The organism is Riemerella anatipestifer (genome assembly GCF_035666175.1).
Classification (GTDB): Bacteria; Bacteroidota; Bacteroidia; order Flavobacteriales; family Weeksellaceae; genus Riemerella; species Riemerella anatipestifer_D.
The window spans coordinates 94,265-112,595 of record NZ_CP142016.1 but is presented as its reverse complement, the minus strand read 5'-3'; the positions used below and the strand labels follow the sequence as shown (position 1 = coordinate 112,595).

The following is an 18,331-nucleotide window of genomic DNA, read 5'->3' as shown; positions in this document are numbered from 1 at the left end:
CCTTTCTTTTTATTACAACAATTAAATTTTTAGATATGGGCGAAGAAAAAAGAAAATTTGCTGAGTTTGTTACAAAAACAGCATCATTAGTTACTAATGATATGCCTAAAGGAGCTTGTGTCTTCTTTATTTCATTATATGAGGATGTAGGATTTTCTAATATAACCCGTTGTGCATTATGAAATGAAAAAAACAAGAGTTGTTTATTAGACTGAAAATCAGTATATTGTTTTTGCTATAAAACGGTATAAATGAACAACATAGAGCAAATATATGAAAGAATTTTGGAAGTTTTAGGACTTTTTTCAGAAAATCAACTGATTAGTTATCAGAGAAGAACACCTAAAATGAGCGATTTAGAAGTCATAAGTCTTAATATTACTGCTGAATACTTGAGTATTGATAGCGAATTACAGTTATTTAGAAAATTGCCAAACTCTCTGATAAACAAAATTGAAAGAAGTGTTTACAATAAGCGAAAACGAAGACTATCCCTACAAACAGAGCAAATTAGACAGCGTATTTCGATGGAGTTCAATGAGTTTGAAGATATTTTTATCGTTGATAGCATGCCAATGAAAGTTTGTGAAAACGCTCGTTCTACTCGTTCAAAAATTTGTAAAGAGCAATCCTATTCTTCACCAACATATGGTTATTGTGCTTCACAGAAATTATATTTCTATGGCTATAAACTACACGCAGTATGTTCTTTAAATGGTGTGATTAAGAATTTTGATATAAGCCCTGCATCCGTTCACGACATCCACTATTTAAAAGATAGTGGTGAGCAAATGCGAAACTGTACTTTAATTGGAGATAGAGGCTATTTATCAGCAAAAGTTCAAATAGATTTATTTAACTATGCTAATATTAAATTAGATACACCAATGAGAAGTAATCAGAAAGATTATATTCCTCAATTTTCATTGTACAAGAAAAAGCGAAAACGAATTGAGACATTTTTCTCTCAACTTTGCGACCAATTTATGATTAAAAGAAACTATGCTAAAACTTTTGAAGGCTTTAAAACAAGGATAATCAGTAAAATAACCGCCGCAACGGTTATTCAATATATCAATAAATTTATCTTCCAAAGAAAATTAAATCATCTAAAAATCAGTATTATTTAAAATGCACAACGAGTTCTCCTCTAAGAAAATAGTAATTCTTATTGGTTGAAGTGGATAGTTTTCTTTTAATCTTCGCAAATTCAAAAGTATAGCTTGATGAACCATTGTTATTCAGAGCATTTAGTGAATCTATCCTTATCGCTTTTTGTTCATAAAACTGAATCTCGTCATTATTTAACTCCAATACCATTGATTCACTTTGGTAAGAAGTTGCTGTGGAATCGGTTTTATATTTAAAATCATAGATAAACCTCGTTGTTTGAGAAAATACTACAAACGAAACAAAAAGTAGAACAAATTGAATGCTTTTTTTCATAATATTTAGTGTTTTAAATTGGTTATATCGATTTTCATACTATACTAGCCAGACAACAATTATAACAAAAAAATATAAAGTCTCAAAAATTTTTCAGTGGTTACTTATGATACTTCAGTTCCATTTCAGGAGTTATTTTAAGAAGTGTTTCATAAATGAGTTTAATTACATTTTGCACATCAGTTTTATCCACCATCTCTACCGTAGTATGCATATACCTTAACGGAAGCGAAATAAGTGCAGAAGGTACGCCACCATTAGAATGAGCAAAAGCATCAGTATCTGTCCCTGTAACACGGCTAGAAGCGGCTCTTTGGAAAGGAATTTTTTTAGCTTTAGCGGTATCTGTAATTAGAGTTCTAATGTTATGGTGTACACTAGGAGCGAAGAAAACCACAGGTCCATCGCCACATTTTTGTTCTCCTTCTTTTTTCTTGTCAATAAAAGGCGTCGTAGTATCGTGGGTAACATCGGTTACGATAGCGATATTAGGTTTAATGGTGTTAGCTATCATTTCGGCACCGTAAAGCCCAACTTCCTCCTGTACAGAATTGGTAATATACAGTCCAAATGGCAGTTTATTTTTATTTTCTTTTAGTAGTCTAGCCACTTCGGCTATCATAAAGCCACCTATCCTATTATCCAACGCACGACATACAAAATAGCGGTCGTTAAGTTCAAAAAAGGTATCAGGATAAGTAATCATACAACCAACGTAGATACCCATTTTTTCCACCTCCTCTTTAGACTTCGCTCCACAGTCTATGAATATATTTTCTATTTTAGGTACAGGCTCTTCCTGTTTAGCTCTAGTATGTATCGCAGGCCACCCAAAAACACCTTTTACAATGCCTTTTTCTCCGTGGATATTTACTACTTTAGATGGAGCAATACTTTGGTCTGAACCACCATTTCTAATCACATAGATAAGTCCATCTTCAGTAATATAATTAACATACCAAGAAATTTCGTCAGCGTGAGCTTCTATAACTACTTTGAACGGAGCATCAGGATTGATGATTCCGTAAGCCGTCCCATAATGGTCTGTTCTTACTTCATCTACATAGGGCTTGATGTAATCCATCCATAATTTCTGTCCAGCGTGTTCATATCCTGTAGGAGAAGCTGTATTAAGGTATTGTTCTAAAAATTTTAAAGATTTCTTTTCAAATTTCATAAAAAGGAATAATTTTTGATATTAAACAGTTTTTATTTTGAGAAGGTAAAAGTAATGAATTTTAAAATAAATCTACTGATTATTTTTTTGTGTATCGGTTTTATGTCTAAAGCACAAAAGGATACCCTTGTTGTAAAGGCGCTATCACAATATCCAAAGGAATTACTCAAGAAAGATGACTACGGAAATTACTATTATTACGATGCGAAACAACAAGCTAAAATCTACGAAATTGAGGGCGAAACAGTAATCGTTTTAGATGAAGTAGTTATTCCAAACAAGCCTAGATTTAATAATCAGTTAGATAAAAATTATTATTTCTTTTTAAGTAAAAAATTGAACCGAGTTTACCCTTTATTTATCACCGCTTTAGAACAATATAACGAAATAAATAACTACACCTCTCGTCTTGATGATAAATCTGAAAAAAGAAAATACATAAAAGCTAAACAAGAAGAACTTGCACAAGCCTACGAAAAAAAACTAAGAGATTTAACCACCTCCGAAGGTCGTATTTTTGCCAAACTAATGTACAGAGCCACAGGCAAAAGCGTGTACGATATTATAAAAGAATTAAGAGGAGGCTGGAGTGCTTTCTGGTGGAATGTAAAGGGGAATATTGCTGATGTAGATATAAAAGAACCTTACGACCCATACAGAAATAGACACGATGAATTTGTAGAATCTCTACTACAATCTTATTGGAATCTAGGTTATTTTGCACCTTATGAAGGGCATAAAAATTTTAAAGTAAGAAAGGAGTAATATTCCTTTCTTACTTTAAACGTGATTTATAGCATTATTACGCCTTCTATCTTATGAACTTCTTTATAAAGGTTAATCACCTGATTTGCATCTAGAACAAACGCTTGGATACTGGCAGAGATGTACTTACCATTCTTACTTTCCTTGGTAGATATGGAGTTTTGAGTATTATCAAAAATCTGATAAATTTCTGTAAGTTTAGCCTTATCATTAGGGAAAATAAATTTAAAAAGATAATCCGAAGGAAAATCGTGGGCTTCATTTAGTTTCTCTCTAAACGAATGATAAGGGTCTTTAGTTGCGTCGTCTTCAAATGTTTCTACCATAGTCTTACTTATTTTGCCGAGCAAAGATACAAAATAAGTTTTAGGATTATTATCGTCCTACATCGTCATACCAATATCAATTCCTTTAATTTTTCGGTAAAGGTCGGTGGCGTAGTTATCTGTCATACCGCTTACAAAATCTAATACGCCCAATACTTTTTGATACACACTTCCCTCCTCTACCCTAAACTGATTAGGAATTAGCTGAAGAGCCTTTTTATCATAACCTTTTCGCTCCGAAGGGGCTAGAACCGCCGAAGGAATAAAGTGATTTAGCAACTCATACATTACATTATAACCCGCGTTTTCAATCTCTACTACTGCTTTATGATTATATATTTTTTCAACGGAAAATTTCTCTATCTTTTGGAGGGCATCATTTTCTTTTTGGTAAATGCCAAGCAACGAACTAGCAAAATTCCCTTCTAATAAATCTACCGCATTATCTTTAAATATTTCAATAGACTTGTTAATTAAAGAGTTGATGACTTTAGCTCTTAAATAAGAAATTTGCTCGTTACTATCCGTAATTACACTTAGTTTTTGGTCTATCTTTTTAGTGTCAATCTCTATGGATTTTATTAAATCATAAAACAAGTTTTTACAATCCGAAGTATTTACAATCCCCAATCTATGGGCGTCTTCCATATCTATGATATTGTAGCAAATATCATCTGCCGCTTCTACCAACCACACAAAAGGGTGTCTTTTGTAGCCTAACGGATTTTGAGTTTCCTGTATCATTGCTGTATTTTCGGCAATGTGCTTAAAAGTTTCTTTTTCGCTTTGGAAGAATCCAAACTTCTTTCGGTGCAGAACACTTTTATCTTTAGCTATCGCCTCACAAGGATACTTTGCGATACTCGCTAAAGTAGTATGGGTAAGTTGAATGCCTCCTTTTTCCTTTCCTACTTGCTTATTGGTAAGCACTCTTATCGCATTGGCATTTCCTTCAAAATTGATAAAATCTGCCCATTCGTTAGGTGCGAATTTAGGTTTAAGTTCACTTTCATTCCTAGTGAAATAACTTGCGATGGCATCTTCTCCCGAATGTCCAAAAGCAGGGTTACCTATATCGTGGCAAAGACAAGCCGCTGCGATAACCTCTCCTAGCTGATAAGTATAGAAGTGTTTTGCTGTTTCGGATAAATCATTCTTAAAAGTTTCCACCAAGAAAGCTCCCGCTAGACTTCCTAAACTCCGCCCAACAGAAGAAACCTCCAACGAATGCGTAAGCCTATTATGCACGAAAACACTCCCTGGCAATGGGAACACTTGCGTTTTATTTTGCAACCTTCTGAAAGCCGAAGAGAATATAATTCTATCATAATCCCTTTGGAAATCGTTTCGAGAAACTTTGGTATTAGGGTCGTTACCTGTTCTTTGATTGGTGAAAAGTTGGTTTAAATCCATATTAAAACACACAAATAATTTAGGGAGCAAAAATAAGTAAATAATAATATACTCCTACTTACAAAAACATTCAAAACCCTTGAAAGTTGTATATTTGCTTTTCTCAATAAGAGGGCTTATACCTTCTTTACAAAATAATCGTAACATGTAGTCTTATGAAATACAAAAATATTCGTGAAGAAGAACTCAAAAACAAAGTCGGGACAGACTTTTTTAAAGATTATGACACTACCGAAATAGTAGGCAATATAGACTTTACCGTACTACCAAGACAGGAAAATATTTTTGGCAGAACCGCCCTCCTATGGGCAGAAGCCAAAACAGGAAACTATGACACCACTGCTATGTTCGTACAACTTATCCTCACTATTGGCAAGGCACGAACTTTTGATAAAGCCTATCCTCCTGCATTTCTTGGTGCATTTGATGGACAAAAAATCGCTTTTGTACCTTACATCAATATCCAAGATATTTTCTACCTTAACGATTTTAATTGGAATGTAACTCCCAGCAACCACACTACTAAAGAGTTTCAACTCATCAAAGAACGCATAGACCAGACTTTGAAAAACACTTCCTATGTGTACGATTACGAAACCGACGAAAAGGAACTGCGTTTCTTTATTAAAAATAATATTGCTAATGCCTCTGAAGTACGAAAAATCAAAATAGATAAAAACAACTTTATCCCCATCTACCTCCGCTGGCTAGAAATAGTAAAGCCTACAATTGATGTTGATTGGGACGAACTCAAGAAAAATAACATTTTAGACAGTGACTTCTACCTTGCCGATATTTTTGTAGATGATAAGGATACTCAAAAACTTGAAGACGATACCTCCATACGCGATAGTCTATTTGTAATTTACGAAAACCAAGGCTATAAAATTTCTAAAGAAAACCTCCGCCAAATGTTTGATGCCACTATCGGCATACGCAACAAAAACGCTTACCAACAATTTTGGAAACGCTACAAGCGTCCACCCATTACTGAATTTCAGGAATACATCATTGAACGGAGAGACCTCCTTGTACCACAAGATATTCGTGAACGCAAAGGAGCATTCTTTACCCCAAGAAAATGGGTAGAACTTTCCCAAAAATACCTTACCGATTATCTAGGTGAAAATTGGCAAGACGACTACTACATTTGGGACTGTGCTGCTGGCACAGGCAACCTATTAGCAGGACTTACCAACAAATACAATATCTGGGCAAGCACGCTAGACATGGCAGATGTAAATGTAATGCACGAGCGTATAGACCACGGTGCTAACCTCCTAAAAAGCCATGTATTTCAGTTTGATTTTCTGAACGATGATTTTAGCAAACTCCCACAAAGTTTACAAGACATTATTAACGATGAAGAAAAACGCAAAAAATTAATCATCTATATCAACCCACCATATGCAGAAGGTGATAATGTTCGTGGTATTGGAAGAAGAGATGTACACATAAGCAATACTCATGTAAAATATCAAAATATAATTGGGAAGGCAGGAAGTGAACTTTTCGCACAGTTTTTTGCTAGAATTTATGCTGAAATCCCTAACTGTGTGCTTGCAGAATTTTCAAAGTTGAAAATTCTGCAAGCACCAAACTTTTCGGATTTCCGAAGTTTCTTCCGAGCGAAGCTCGAAAAAATTTTTGTAGTTCCTGCTAATACTTTTGATAATGTCAAAGGTCATTTTCCAATTGGTTTTTTGATATGGAATTTGAATAAAAAAGAAGTTTTTAAACAAATTACCGCAGATATTTATGATGCTAAAACCAACTTTGTAAACACAAAAGAAATTACAACTTATGATAACTATAAGTATATAAGTGATTGGCTCGTATCTTTCTCAAAAATACAATCCTTTCAAATAGGGCATTTAGCATCTGTAGGAAATGACTTTCAAAATCAAAGAATGATATTCATTGATAATGTTTCAAAGGAACTTTGGAAAAAAGGAGGAAGGCATACTAGAATCTACGATAAAAATTTAATTCCTATTTCAATATATTATGCTGTTCGTAAAGTCATTCCCGCCACATGGCTTAACGATAGAGACCAATTCCTTTACCCCAATGAAGACTGGAGAACAGACATAGAATTCCAAAATGACTGCCTTGCCTATACACTATTTAACAACAACATATCTTCCCAAGAAGGCACCAACCACTGGATACCCTTTACTGAGCAAGAAGTGAATGCACAAGATAAGTTTGACAGCTCATTTATGACTGATTTTATAAAGGGTAAACTTAAATACACAAAAAAATCACAAGAAGCACCTCTCTTTGCTTTGGAAGAAATTCCACCACTGGTTCCCACAGAACCGTTGCAATTCTCCACAGAAGCTCAAGCTGTATTCCAAGCAGGTAAAGCCCTTTGGTGCTACTATCATACTCAACCTAACGCTGAGCCTAACGCCAGTCTATACGATATACGAGAGTATTTTCAAGGACGTAATAGCAAAGGTAGAATGAACTCTCGTAGCTCAGACCAACATTACACAAAACTCATTACCCAACTTAGAGATACTCTGAAAGACTTAGCTCAAAAAATTACTCCAAAAGTTTATCAATACGGTTTTCTGAAAGAATAGTAGAAGTAGTAAAAGCATAAAATAAATTGATTAAAAAACGCATACTATACAACATGCTGAGAATATAAATGCATAGAATAAATATTGTCTAAAATTATGGAAGACTTAAATCGATTAGATTGGGTAAAAAAGATATATCCAGACTTTAAAGAGGCAAAATAGATGAACGATGATATATATATTATACAAAAAATCCTTAACTTTAACCCACAATCCATCAAAAACCACTTAGGGCGACACAAAAATGGGTGTGGGCGATACAAGAATAAGTACGGGCAATAGAAGAAAGGCTCGGGGCGACCCAAAAAGTTGGTGGGCGATACAAGAATGACGCGGGGCGATAGAAGAATGATAATGGGCGACCTAAATTGTTGGTGAAAAATACGAAAACGACTCGGGGCGATAGAGGAATGAGTGGTTTTTGAGCGAAAAATTAAAAATAATTTAATAAACTAAATATTAATCACTAAATCTTACTACTATGAACAGAGCAAAAAGAATTTCCGAACTCCAGTACCTCGAAAACTACCGCGTATTATTCGCCAATTTAGATGAGGTACAAGATTTAAAAACCGAATTGGCAGACTATGGCTACGATGATGCCAAAATCGCCGAAGGCAAAGCCCTATTCGACCACACCCAGCAACTCTACAACCAAAACCAACAAGAAACCGCCGAAGAAAAAGAAGCCTATGCCCGGTTTTCAGACGCCTTTGATGTTCTAAAGAAAACCTACAGCAAGCACCGCAAAATAGCCAAAGTCGCCCTAATGAAAAAGCCCGAACTTTGGAAAACCCTCGCCCTCGATGGGAGTTTGTCCGCCGCTTATCTCAAAGCAATGCAAGAAATCAAAACCTTTTACGAACAAGCCCAAAGCCACAGCGAAGCCCAACCACTGTTAGAAAAATTCAAAATCAATAAAGCGGCGGTTGATGCTCAAATCGCACAAATCCAACAAGTAGAAACCCTCCGTGCGGCTTACGAAAAAGAAAAAGGCGAAAGCCAAGATGCCACCCAACAGAAAAACAAAGCCTTTGCCACCCTTTCCGATTGGGTTCGGGAGTTTTACGCCGTAGCCCAAATCGCCTTAGACGACCGCCCACAACTGCTGGAAAGCATCGGCAAGTTCGTCAGAAGTTAAAATTGAAGAAGTCTAAAAAAAATCCTGAACTGTTTGGTTCAGGATTTTTTATCTTTTTTAAGCAAAATACTTTTAATCTCTTCTAGACATTAAAATTCTTAATACATACCAGAACAGGAGCATTACAGAAGCAAACAATTGTAGAGAAGCTCCTACATACTGACTTTTGGTATAAGTAAATTGTAGTTTTTGTGTTTCGTATAAGATACTCGCTGATGCCAAAAGTACCATACCTACTGAGAACCAAAGTCCAAGATTAAACCCGAAAAGAGCTCCAGCTATAATAAGACCTAAAGCCACGAAACCACCAACTACAATAATGTTTCTTAGGAACGAAAAATCTCTTTTGCTGGTAAACGCTACTCCCGTAAGCCCGCCAAACAATGCTAGAGTAATAATAGCTGCCTGTGGTATTAGAGTTGGGTCGCTATAAAACATTGCAATGTAAATCATTGGCAAAAAGATAATCGCCTGCAATAATACATAGAAGCCAAGCCCCATATACTGCGTGTTTTTATTCTGAGACAGTGTCCATTTGTTTGCTAAAATAGAAGCTAACCAAAAGCCTCCTAGTATCAAAAGCCAAATATACTTCCCAGAAATCATAGAAATAATAATTTCTTCAGGGACCACACTAATAAGAAGACTCTCTACCACCACAAAAGCCAATACCGCTAATGCTAAGTGAGTATAAGTTTTCTTGTAGAATGTTGCTTTTTCAACATCTGTAGCCTGTGCCACTAGTAAATCATTAGAATATTCCATAAGATTGTTTTTTTAATTTTTACAAATATAACAAATTTAATTCATTTCTAATTAGTCTATGATTCTTAAAAAAGCCATAGTATCCACATTATCAGCATAGGTATTTAAACTAGGAGTTTGAGCCTCACCAAATCCTACTTCTCCTCTACTCAAACAGAGATGACTTACAATACACTGTATATTTTCATGGTTTTCATTTAGAAAAGTCTCAATCTCTGCAAGATTATCATAACGGCTAAAGTTAATTACCGAAAGTGGACTAAAAAGTTGAGTATCCTCTTTAAGCATTACAAAATTATTATCCCAAAAATTTTCTTGATTTAGGAGATAAACCGCTCGGTTATAGTCGTAATTGTTGGCATATTTGTGATGATTGATAATATCCTGAAACCCTACGAAGTTTTCAAACAAACGCTCTAATTTAAAATCTTGAGGAATGAAAAGCCTCGTAACATTACGGCAGCCTAAACCAAAATATCTAAAAATATCTTCGGCTAAAAGTTGTAATTCTTCATCTGTTTCTTTCCCTGAAAGAACAGCCACCGAAGTTCTGTTTTTGCGAATAATATTTGGTTTATTCTTAAAGTAATATTCTAGATACCTTGCCGTATTATTACTTCCTGTGGCAATCACAGCGTCGTAATTTTCCAGTTTTTCTACCAACTGATATTCTATACCTTCAGAAAGTGAAGCCCATTTTTCCAAGAGAAAAGGTAAAATTTGTTTATCCTTAGAGGACATTTTAATAACAGGTATATGCCCACTAAGTACGACTGTGATAACATCGTGAAATCCCACTAAAGGAATATTTCCTGCTAATATCAATCCTACTTTTTTACCACCTTTGGTTTCGGGATAACTATTTACCCAATCATTGAGGTTCTCTTCGGTTAATAAATCTGCCCATTGCTTTAACGCAAACCGTAAACTATCTTGAGTAAACCAAGGATTTTCTATTTCTGAACGGCTTAGTTTCATTGAAAATAAAGCTTCTTCCTCTGAGTAAACCTCTTCTGTTTTTTCTAAAAATTGATTTATGAAAAGTCCCAGTTGAGCTAAGCCCGAAATTTTAATACTGATATTCATTTGGTATTTTGTATAAAAATATGATAACTTTGTGCAAATTTAAAAATTTATTAAGAATGGCAATCATAATCACTGACGAATGCATTAACTGTGGGGCTTGTGAGCCAGAATGTCCTAATAACGCAATATATGAAGGAGCTGTAGATTGGCGTGCTTCTGACGGAACAGAACTAAAAGGAATGGTAACACTACCTTCTGGGCTTACGGTAGATGCAGATGCTCCACAAGAGCCAGTAAATGATGATGTCTATTTTATAGTTTCGGACAAATGTACAGAATGTAAAGGCTTCCACGAAGAACCACAATGTGCTGCTGTATGTCCTGTAGATTGTTGTATCCCAGATGAAGATAATGTAGAAACAGAAGAACAACTATTATCTAAGAAAGCATTTCTACACGGTGAATAGACACCCCAATATCGCTCGCTATTAAACTGAAAATGGCGGGCGTTTTAGTTTTAAATAGAAACAATCTAATAGAAATAAAAATGAATAAAAAACATAATTTTAGTGCTGGTCCGTGCATACTTCCACAAGAGGTTTTTCAAAAATCAGCGGAAGCCGTGCTTGATTTTAACGGATTAGGCTTATCTTTATTAGAAATCTCTCACCGTTCTAAAGACTTCGTTGCGGTGATGGACGAAGCTAGAGCTATTGTAAAACGACTAATGAATCTTAATGATGATTATGAAGTCTTGTTTTTACAAGGAGGTGCTAGTTTGCAGTTTGTTATGGTTCCTTTCAACTTGCTTAGCACTACTGGTAAAGCCGCTTACTTAGATACGGGGACCTGGGCAGCAGGGGCAATAAAAGAAGCACAAAAATTAGGAAATGTAGAAATTGTAGCCTCATCAAAAGCCGACCAATACAGCTATATTCCTAAAAGCTATACTGTTGGGAAAGATTTTGATTATTTCCATTGTACTTCTAATAATACTATTTATGGTACTCAAATGAAAGAGTTTCCTCAAATGGAAGTTCCAATGGTGTGTGATATGAGTTCGGATATTTTCTCTAGGCAACTGGACTTTTCTAAGTTTGATTTAATCTATGCTGGAGCACAAAAAAATATGGGACCAGCGGGGACAGTATTAGTGGTTGTAAAGAAAGATATTTTAGGAAAAACACAAAGAGAGATTCCTTCTTATTTGGATTATTCTCTACACATCAAAAAGGAGTCTATGTTTAATACACCTCCTGTTTTTGCCGTTTATGCCTCATTACTTACGCTACAACATTTGGAGCAAAATGGTGGAATTGCAGCTGCTGAAGCTAAAAATAAAGCTAAAGCAGAACTCATCTATAACGAAATAGATAGGAACCCTCTGTTTGAAGGTTTTGCTATCGCGGAAGACCGTTCTATGATGAATGTGAGCTTTAAATTGACTGATGAGTCTAAAAAAGAAAAGTTTGATGCTTTATGGAAAGAAGCAGGTATCAATGGACTTAATGGACATAGAAGTATCGGTGGTTATAGAGCCAGCCTTTACAATGCACTTCCGCTAGAAAGTGTACAGGTGTTGGTAGATGTTATGAAATCTTTAGACTAATAGTAAATGTGTAATATGAAAGTATTAGCTAACGATGGTATGTCCAATGCAGGGATTACCATGTTAAAAAATGCAGGGATAGAGTTTGTTGAGCATCGTGTAGCTCAAGAGCAATTAGCCAACTTTATAAATGAAAATAATATAGATGTACTTCTTGTAAGAAGTGCCACCAAAGTAAGAAAAGACTTAATAGATGCCTGCCCTAGCCTCAAAATAATAGGTAGAGGTGGTGTAGGAATGGATAATATAGATGTAGATTATGCTTTATCCAAAGGTATTAAAGTCATCAATACCCCTTTAGCTTCGTCTAAATCTGTAGCAGAGATGGTATTTGCTCATTTCTTCTCTTTGGCAAGATTTTTACACGAATCTAACCGAATGATGCCTCTAGAAGGAGATACCAAATTTAAAGATTTAAAAAAAGCCTACACTAAAGCGGTGGAGCTTTCAGGAAAAACGTTAGGAATTATCGGTTTAGGAAGTATTGGTAAAGAAGTAGCTAAAATAGGCATTGCCCTAGGAATGAATATCGTGGCCTACACTAGAAAAGCTAGAAAAGAAACTATTTCCCTCAACTTTTTTGATGGGAGAAGTCTTGATTTTGAAATAGAAACTACAAACGATTTGTCTAAGTTACTGTCTTCGTCTGATTTCATTACAATAAACACACCTAAAACAGAAGGATATATACTAGATTCTGCTGAGTACGAGTGTATGAAAGATGGTGTATTTATTGTAAATACGGCTAGAGGTGGTGTACTTAATGAGGAAGCTTTACTAGAATTTATTGAAAACGGTAAAATAGCAGGCGCTGCTCTAGATGTTTTTGAGAATGAGCCAGAGCCATCTTTATCTTTACTTATGAATCCTAGCCTTTCATTAAGTCCTCATTTAGGAGGCAACACTCTTGAAGCCCAAGAAAGAATCGGAACAGAACTTGCTCAACAAATTATAAACTTTAATTCGTAAAATGCCTACATTTAAACCATTTAAAGGAGTAAGACCAAGAAGCGAGTACATTAACATATTTCCCACTCGTCCGTTGGATAACTATACTGATGATGTGATAGCTGAAAAAGCGAACATAGAAGGAAGCTACATCAATATGGTAAAGCCCTATATATGCAGTAAATCCAAAGATGTAAACAGAAATTTAAGAAAGGTAAGAAATAACTACGAAGAAATAGCAAAGAGTAATCTTATGCAAGATGCCGCTTCTTACTACTTATACGAGCAAATAATGCCTAACAAAACCGTTTTCAGAGGTTTATTAGGATTAGTTTCTGTAGAAGATTTTTGGAATGGCAAAATAAAAAAGCACGAGGCTACTATTACACATAAAAAAGAAAGGTTAGCCGAATACCTTGGTAAGGTAGAACTACAAGCAGAACCTGTACTCCTTACCTATCCAGCAAACTCAAAGGTAGAAATGTTGATGAATCTTGAGGAGAAAAACATTCCTATCATAAATTTCAAAGATGACCAAAATATTTGTCATAAAGTTTGGAAAATAGATAACCGCCTAAAACTCCAACAGTTTAAAGAGGTTATAGACCAAATAGACTCTTTCTACATAGCCGACGGACACCATAGAATTGGCTCTGCTGCATTGAATGCAAAATTACAAAGAGAGAAAAACAAAAAGAGTTTAGGTACAGAAGGTTATAACTTTGTTTATAGTTTCATTGTATCTAATCAGTCTATAAAAATACACGATTACAACAGATTGATAAAAGACCTTAACGGATTTTCTAAGGAAGATTTCTTAAAACGATTGGAGCAAGATTTCCTTATCTATGAAAAGGGAGAAACGCCTTATTTCCCTTCTAAAAAATTCCATATCAGTATGTATTTAGATGGGAAATTTTATAGTCTACACATTAAACACGACCTTCGTCCTACGGAAGAAGGATTGGAGAGTATGGATCATTACCTTTTAGAAAAGTTTATTCTAAAACCAATTTTAGGTATAGAAAACTCTAAGATTTCGGATAGAGTTAAATTTTTAAAGGGAACTTCTGATATTAACGGAATACTAAAATTAAAAGACAAGGTAGACTCAAACGAATATCAAGTTGCTTTTGGGGTTTATCCAGTAAGTTTTAATGATTTGGTTAAAATATCCGACTTAAATCAAAAAATGCCACCTAAATCTACTCTAATATCTCCAAAACTGATGACCGCAATGGTGATGTACGATATGAAATAAAAAAAGCCTTGCTCTTATCCTAGAAGAAGCAAGGCTTTTCTATTCTATTGTTCAAATTTAAAAGTTCTAATAGGAAATGGTATATTTATACCTTCCTCATCAAACCTTTTCTTTAGGGCAGTAATAAGATTACTTTTTTGTTGTGCTACCAACAAGCCAGAGCTAACATTGAGCATACATCTCAATTCAAAATCAATAGCACTATCTCCAAACGAGGTATAGAGGAAAGTAATTTCTTCTTCCTCTACTAAATATTCAACCGTTTTTTTTACTGTTTCTAGAACAATTTCTTTAACTTTATCTAAATCAGACTCATACCCCACACCGCAGGTTAAGATAAGTCTTCTTTGAGGAGTCAAAGAAGCATTTTTTATCGGTGAGTCTAACACTAATTTATTAGGTATCAATACAATATTATTATCTATATCTTTTATCGTAGTCATTCTAAAGTCTATATCCATAATTTGACCAGAGAAATTATTTGAGGATACCCAATCGCCAATTCTGATATTTTTCACTAAAGAAAGTACCACTCCTGAGAAGGTATTAGATAGCGTTCCTTGTAATGCTAGACCTACGGCTAACCCCATAACCCCAGCACCCGCAAGAATCGTATTTAAAACACCATTAAGGTTAAGAACTACCAAAACGAGTATAATCCCAAGCATAATAACTCCTATAGATACCATTCTGGCAATTACATTTTTAGCAGAATCTTGTAAAGATGTTTTGTAAAGTAGACTAACAACAACTCTATAAATAATTCTTGATAAAAATAGAGCGACTGTAAAAACAAAAATTGCTACAATAAAGTTAGGAATATTAGAAAATATGGACTGCTGCCAATCTTCTAATTTCTCATAGGTTTTATCCCAAGCAGAGCCAACATTTTTTGTAAATGACTGTTCCGTAGTATTTAAAAACATATTATTTCGTTCTTTTTAAAAATTTTACTTTTACTCCCATTCTATAGTTGCAGGTGGTTTACTAGAGATATCATAAACTACTCTATTGATACCTTTAACTTCATTGATGATTCTATTAGATACCTTTTCTAAGAACTCCCAAGGAAATTTACTAAAGGTTGCCGTCATAAAGTCTATTGTATTTGCAGAACGCACCACAGCTGTGTATTCATAAGTTCTCTCGTCTCCCATAACTCCTACCGATTTCACAGGAAGTAATACCACAAACGCTTGAGACACCTTATCGTATAAATCATTTTTATAAAGTTCTTCTATAAAAATATCATCGGCTTCTTGCAATATTTTAGCTTTTTCAGCATCTACTTCACCCAAAATTCTAATACCTAATCCAGGTCCCGGAAACGGATGTCTGTAAACCAAATGATGTGGAATCCCCAACTCCTCTCCTACTTTTCTTACTTCATCTTTGAAAAGCTCTCTCAAAGGTTCTAAAAGTTCAAACTCCATATCTTCAGGCAAACCACCCACATTGTGATGGGATTTTATAACTGCAGATGGACCTTTAACCGATTGAGATTCTATCACATCTGGATAAATCGTTCCTTGTGCTAAGAACTTGGCACCTTCTATTTTATGAGATTCTTCATCAAAAACAGCTACAAACTCATTTCCGATGATTTTTCGTTTTTGTTCAGGGTCTGAAACACCTTTTAATTTTGATAAAAATCTCTCTGAAGCATCTATCAGCTTAATGTTAAGATTGAAATGAGAACCATAATTTTCCATTACCTTCTGTGCTTCGTTTTTTCTTAAAAGCCCTGTATCTACAAAAATACAAGTTAGTTGAGAGCCAATAGCTTTATGGATTAAAACCGCTGCTACAGAAGAATCCACACCTCCAGATAGTCCTAATATCACTTTCTGATTGCCTACCTTTTGTCTAATTTCTTCTACAGTACGGTCTATATAGCTAGTAAGTTTCCAGTTTTTCTCTGCCTTACAAATATTAAAGACAAAGTTTTCCAACATCTTAACACCTTCTTCCGTATGGGAAACTTCTGGGTGAAACTGAACGCAATAAATGTCTCTATCTTCATTTGAAATAGCTGAAATTACTTCTGTTTTAGCGTTAATAGTAAAACCTTCTGGTACTACTTCTACTTCATCAAAATGGCTCATCCAAACAATAGATTCTTCCGAAACACCTTGAAATAATTTAGACGATTGTTGTATTTTAAGCTCAGCTTTGCCGTATTCCCCTTTGATACCTTTTTTAACAGTGCCTCCAAGCAGATGAGTCGTTAACTGCATGCCATAGCAGATTCCTAATACAGGAATTGATTGTTCAAACAAAGCTTTGTCTACCAAATGGGCATTTTCCGCATTTACAGAGCTAGGCCCACCAGATAAGATAATCCCTTTTGGGTTCTTTTCTAATATGACTTCAATAGGTGTATTGTAAGGCAATACTTCAGAGTAAACTTCCATTTCTCTAATACGTCTTCCTATCAGTTGGTTGTACTGAGAACCGAAGTCTAATATAATAATTCCGTTTTGCATAGATGGTTTATTTAGACAAAAAGTAACTATGGAAATTATTAACAAATTTCACATAATTACTTTTCAATATTTAGTTATATAATTATAATCTGATTAAAATTTAGCAATATCATCACGATAAAAAGCATAATCAAAATTTACTGTATGAGCATCAGCATAAACTTTCTTTCGTGCTTCCTCATAAGTTGGAGCTGTGGCTACAAAATTAACCACTCGCCCTCCGTTAGTAATGACTCTTTCCCCTTGTATAGTAGCCCCTGCAAATAGGACTTGGCTATGAGTTACCTTATCTAAGCCTGTTATTTCGTACCCTGTTTCTATATTTCTAGGATAACCTCCAGAACACATTACCAAACATACGGCTTTTTCGTCTTTGAATTTAAGCTCCACTTCTTTACCTGCTAAACAATCTTCAATAACATCAATAAGATTATTTTCCAACAATGGCATAATCACCTGTGTTTCAGGGTCACCTAATCTCATATTGTATTCTAAACAGTAGCAACCATCAGCTGTTACCATCAGACCAAAGAAGATAAATCCTTTAAACTCAAGTTCATCAGCTTTAAGCCCTTGAATAGTTGGGGTGAGTATATTTTTCTTGAAGTCTTCCATGTGAGCCTCTGTAAACTCTGGGCTTGGAGCCACACTACCCATTCCTCCTGTATTTGCTCCTTTATCTCCGTTGCCTACCTTCTTATAGTCTTTCACTGGTATACACGGGAAAAGTTCTTTGCCATTAGAGAAAGCAATGATAGAAGCTTCAAATCCTCTTAAATACTCCTCTATCACAACTCTAATACCTGCATCTCCGTAGATTCTTCTAATCATAAAATCATCAAGGGTAGCCAATGCTTCATCATAATCTTCACAAATAACTACACCTTTCCCTCCAGCTAAGCCACTTGCTTTGATAACTAAAGGATAATTTTTATTTTTCAAATATTCTTTGGCTTCTCCATAAGCATCAAAAACTTTTGCAACAGCTGTTTTAACTCCATGCTTTTGCATAAATTTTTTAGAAAATGCCTTACTGCCTTCTAAACTAACTGCCTTTTGATTGGGACCAAAAACTTTTAAATCAAATTTTTTAAACTCATCTACTAAACCGTCTACTAATGGAGCTTCTGGTCCTACAATGGTTAAATCTATTTTTTCTTTGATAGCAAAATCTCTTAGGTATTTAATATCTGTCTCGTGTGCTGTCTTACCTAGGGCTTGCGTAGTGGCATTGCCTTTAGCAAAATACATTTGGGTAACTCTTTTATCATCTTTGAGTTTCATAGCTAGAGCAGATTCTCTACCTCCATTTCCAACGATTAGTATTCTCATTATTTTTTGTTTTTTTATTTAAGTAACGATTTGCACAAAAATACA

At 34.9% G+C, this 18,331-nt stretch carries 18 protein-coding genes; 9 read left to right on the top strand and 9 right to left on the bottom strand.

The window, feature by feature from the left end:
* Positions 1–35 precede the first annotated feature (35 nt).
* Positions 36–182 (top strand): hypothetical protein, encoded by a 147-nt coding sequence (locus VIX88_RS00500; RefSeq protein ID WP_154212606.1) that lies wholly within the window; start codon positions 36–38, stop codon positions 180–182.
* A gap of 69 nt (positions 183–251) precedes the next feature.
* Positions 252–1,130 (top strand): IS982-like element ISRa1 family transposase, encoded by an 879-nt coding sequence (locus tag VIX88_RS00495; protein ID WP_127919811.1) that lies wholly within the window; start codon positions 252–254, stop codon positions 1,128–1,130.
* Here VIX88_RS00495 and VIX88_RS00490 read toward each other — a convergent pair.
* On the bottom strand, positions 1,123–1,446 hold the full coding sequence (locus VIX88_RS00490; RefSeq protein ID WP_237190348.1) for a hypothetical protein: 324 nt from the start codon (positions 1,444–1,446) through the stop codon (positions 1,123–1,125). The genes VIX88_RS00495 and VIX88_RS00490 overlap by 8 nt on opposite strands.
* A gap of 100 nt (positions 1,447–1,546) precedes the next feature.
* On the bottom strand, positions 1,547–2,623 hold the full coding sequence (locus VIX88_RS00485) for a M42 family metallopeptidase (protein ID WP_014938765.1): 1,077 nt from the start codon (positions 2,621–2,623) through the stop codon (positions 1,547–1,549).
* 54 nt (positions 2,624–2,677) lie between these two features.
* Between VIX88_RS00485 and VIX88_RS00480 the strand changes: the two genes are divergently transcribed.
* Positions 2,678–3,388, top strand: a complete 711-nt coding sequence (locus VIX88_RS00480; protein WP_004919352.1) for a DUF4294 domain-containing protein — start codon at positions 2,678–2,680, stop codon at positions 3,386–3,388.
* A gap of 26 nt (positions 3,389–3,414) precedes the next feature.
* On the opposite strand, the gene VIX88_RS00475 is transcribed toward VIX88_RS00480, so the two are convergent.
* Positions 3,415–3,714, bottom strand: coding sequence for a DUF493 domain-containing protein (locus VIX88_RS00475; protein WP_014938766.1), 300 nt, complete (start codon positions 3,712–3,714; stop codon positions 3,415–3,417).
* A 57-nt stretch (positions 3,715–3,771) separates the two neighbouring features.
* A complete protein-coding gene (locus VIX88_RS00470) occupies positions 3,772–5,127 on the bottom strand; it encodes a deoxyguanosinetriphosphate triphosphohydrolase (RefSeq protein ID WP_064971280.1) in 1,356 nt (451 codons plus the stop codon).
* 155 nt (positions 5,128–5,282) lie between these two features.
* On the opposite strand from VIX88_RS00470, the gene VIX88_RS00465 reads away from it, so the two are divergent.
* Both VIX88_RS00465 and VIX88_RS00460 read left to right on the top strand, forming a co-directional pair.
* On the top strand, positions 5,283–7,718 hold the full coding sequence (locus VIX88_RS00465; RefSeq protein ID WP_310503708.1) for a hypothetical protein: 2,436 nt from the start codon (positions 5,283–5,285) through the stop codon (positions 7,716–7,718).
* A gap of 481 nt (positions 7,719–8,199) precedes the next feature.
* A complete protein-coding gene (locus VIX88_RS00460) occupies positions 8,200–8,859 on the top strand; it encodes a hypothetical protein (protein ID WP_014938769.1) in 660 nt (219 codons plus the stop codon).
* Positions 8,860–8,931: 72 nt separating this feature from the next.
* Here VIX88_RS00460 and VIX88_RS00455 read toward each other — a convergent pair whose 3' ends face one another.
* Both VIX88_RS00455 and VIX88_RS00450 read right to left on the bottom strand, forming a co-directional pair.
* The gene (locus tag VIX88_RS00455; protein ID WP_064970160.1) at positions 8,932–9,624 is read right to left on the bottom strand and encodes a Bax inhibitor-1 family protein; all 693 of its coding nucleotides are present in this window, start codon (positions 9,622–9,624) and stop codon (positions 8,932–8,934) included.
* A 51-nt stretch (positions 9,625–9,675) separates the two neighbouring features.
* Positions 9,676–10,710, bottom strand: a complete 1,035-nt coding sequence (locus VIX88_RS00450) for an acyl-CoA reductase (RefSeq protein ID WP_038693166.1) — start codon at positions 10,708–10,710, stop codon at positions 9,676–9,678.
* Between the two features lie 56 nt (positions 10,711–10,766).
* Between VIX88_RS00450 and VIX88_RS00445 the strand changes: the two genes are divergently transcribed.
* The 4 genes from VIX88_RS00445 to VIX88_RS00430 are packed head-to-tail and all read left to right on the top strand — an operon-like array spanning position 10,767 to position 14,468.
* Positions 10,767–11,117, top strand: a complete 351-nt coding sequence (locus VIX88_RS00445; protein ID WP_004919366.1) for a 4Fe-4S dicluster domain-containing protein — start codon at positions 10,767–10,769, stop codon at positions 11,115–11,117.
* A gap of 32 nt (positions 11,118–11,149) precedes the next feature.
* Positions 11,150–12,259: a 3-phosphoserine/phosphohydroxythreonine transaminase gene (gene serC, locus VIX88_RS00440; protein ID WP_185114016.1), complete on the top strand. Its 1,110-nt coding sequence runs from the start codon at positions 11,150–11,152 to the stop codon at positions 12,257–12,259.
* Positions 12,260–12,274: 15 nt separating this feature from the next.
* Positions 12,275–13,228: a D-2-hydroxyacid dehydrogenase gene (locus VIX88_RS00435; protein ID WP_064970158.1), complete on the top strand. Its 954-nt coding sequence runs from the start codon at positions 12,275–12,277 to the stop codon at positions 13,226–13,228.
* Position 13,229: 1 nt separating this feature from the next.
* On the top strand, positions 13,230–14,468 hold the full coding sequence (locus VIX88_RS00430; RefSeq protein ID WP_004919369.1) for a DUF1015 domain-containing protein: 1,239 nt from the start codon (positions 13,230–13,232) through the stop codon (positions 14,466–14,468).
* A 44-nt stretch (positions 14,469–14,512) separates the two neighbouring features.
* Here VIX88_RS00430 and VIX88_RS00425 read toward each other — a convergent pair whose 3' ends face one another.
* The 3 genes from VIX88_RS00425 to purD all read right to left on the bottom strand — a co-directional run bounded on the left by VIX88_RS00425 (position 14,513) and on the right by purD (position 18,286).
* The gene (locus VIX88_RS00425) at positions 14,513–15,394 is read right to left on the bottom strand and encodes a mechanosensitive ion channel family protein (RefSeq protein WP_064970157.1); all 882 of its coding nucleotides are present in this window, start codon (positions 15,392–15,394) and stop codon (positions 14,513–14,515) included.
* 30 nt (positions 15,395–15,424) lie between these two features.
* Complete coding sequence (gene guaA / locus VIX88_RS00420; protein ID WP_064970156.1) at positions 15,425–16,954, bottom strand: glutamine-hydrolyzing GMP synthase; 1,530 nt, start codon at positions 16,952–16,954, stop codon at positions 15,425–15,427.
* A 93-nt stretch (positions 16,955–17,047) separates the two neighbouring features.
* A complete protein-coding gene (gene purD, locus VIX88_RS00415) occupies positions 17,048–18,286 on the bottom strand; it encodes a phosphoribosylamine--glycine ligase (RefSeq protein ID WP_214193940.1) in 1,239 nt (412 codons plus the stop codon).
* Positions 18,287–18,331: the final 45 nt, after the last annotated feature.

Coding starts and splice junctions, on each gene's coding strand:
- VIX88_RS00500 (WP_154212606.1), top strand. CDS start 36: ATGGGCGAAGAAAAAAGAAAATTTGCTGAGTTTGTTACAAAAACAGCA.
- VIX88_RS00490 (WP_237190348.1), bottom strand. CDS start 1,446: ATGAAAAAAAGCATTCAATTTGTTCTACTTTTTGTTTCGTTTGTAGTA.
- VIX88_RS00455 (WP_064970160.1), bottom strand. CDS start 9,624: ATGGAATATTCTAATGATTTACTAGTGGCACAGGCTACAGATGTTGAA.
- VIX88_RS00485 (WP_014938765.1), bottom strand. CDS start 2,623: ATGAAATTTGAAAAGAAATCTTTAAAATTTTTAGAACAATACCTTAAT.
- VIX88_RS00445 (WP_004919366.1), top strand. CDS start 10,767: ATGGCAATCATAATCACTGACGAATGCATTAACTGTGGGGCTTGTGAG.
- serC (WP_185114016.1), top strand. CDS start 11,150: ATGGCGGGCGTTTTAGTTTTAAATAGAAACAATCTAATAGAAATAAAA.
- VIX88_RS00435 (WP_064970158.1), top strand. CDS start 12,275: ATGAAAGTATTAGCTAACGATGGTATGTCCAATGCAGGGATTACCATG.
- VIX88_RS00425 (WP_064970157.1), bottom strand. CDS start 15,394: ATGTTTTTAAATACTACGGAACAGTCATTTACAAAAAATGTTGGCTCT.
- VIX88_RS00460 (WP_014938769.1), top strand. CDS start 8,200: ATGAACAGAGCAAAAAGAATTTCCGAACTCCAGTACCTCGAAAACTAC.
- guaA (WP_064970156.1), bottom strand. CDS start 16,954: ATGCAAAACGGAATTATTATATTAGACTTCGGTTCTCAGTACAACCAA.
- VIX88_RS00495 (WP_127919811.1), top strand. CDS start 252: ATGAACAACATAGAGCAAATATATGAAAGAATTTTGGAAGTTTTAGGA.
- VIX88_RS00465 (WP_310503708.1), top strand. CDS start 5,283: ATGAAATACAAAAATATTCGTGAAGAAGAACTCAAAAACAAAGTCGGG.
- VIX88_RS00450 (WP_038693166.1), bottom strand. CDS start 10,710: ATGAATATCAGTATTAAAATTTCGGGCTTAGCTCAACTGGGACTTTTC.
- purD (WP_214193940.1), bottom strand. CDS start 18,286: ATGAGAATACTAATCGTTGGAAATGGAGGTAGAGAATCTGCTCTAGCT.
- VIX88_RS00430 (WP_004919369.1), top strand. CDS start 13,230: ATGCCTACATTTAAACCATTTAAAGGAGTAAGACCAAGAAGCGAGTAC.
- VIX88_RS00470 (WP_064971280.1), bottom strand. CDS start 5,127: ATGGATTTAAACCAACTTTTCACCAATCAAAGAACAGGTAACGACCCT.
- VIX88_RS00475 (WP_014938766.1), bottom strand. CDS start 3,714: ATGGTAGAAACATTTGAAGACGACGCAACTAAAGACCCTTATCATTCG.
- VIX88_RS00480 (WP_004919352.1), top strand. CDS start 2,678: ATGAATTTTAAAATAAATCTACTGATTATTTTTTTGTGTATCGGTTTT.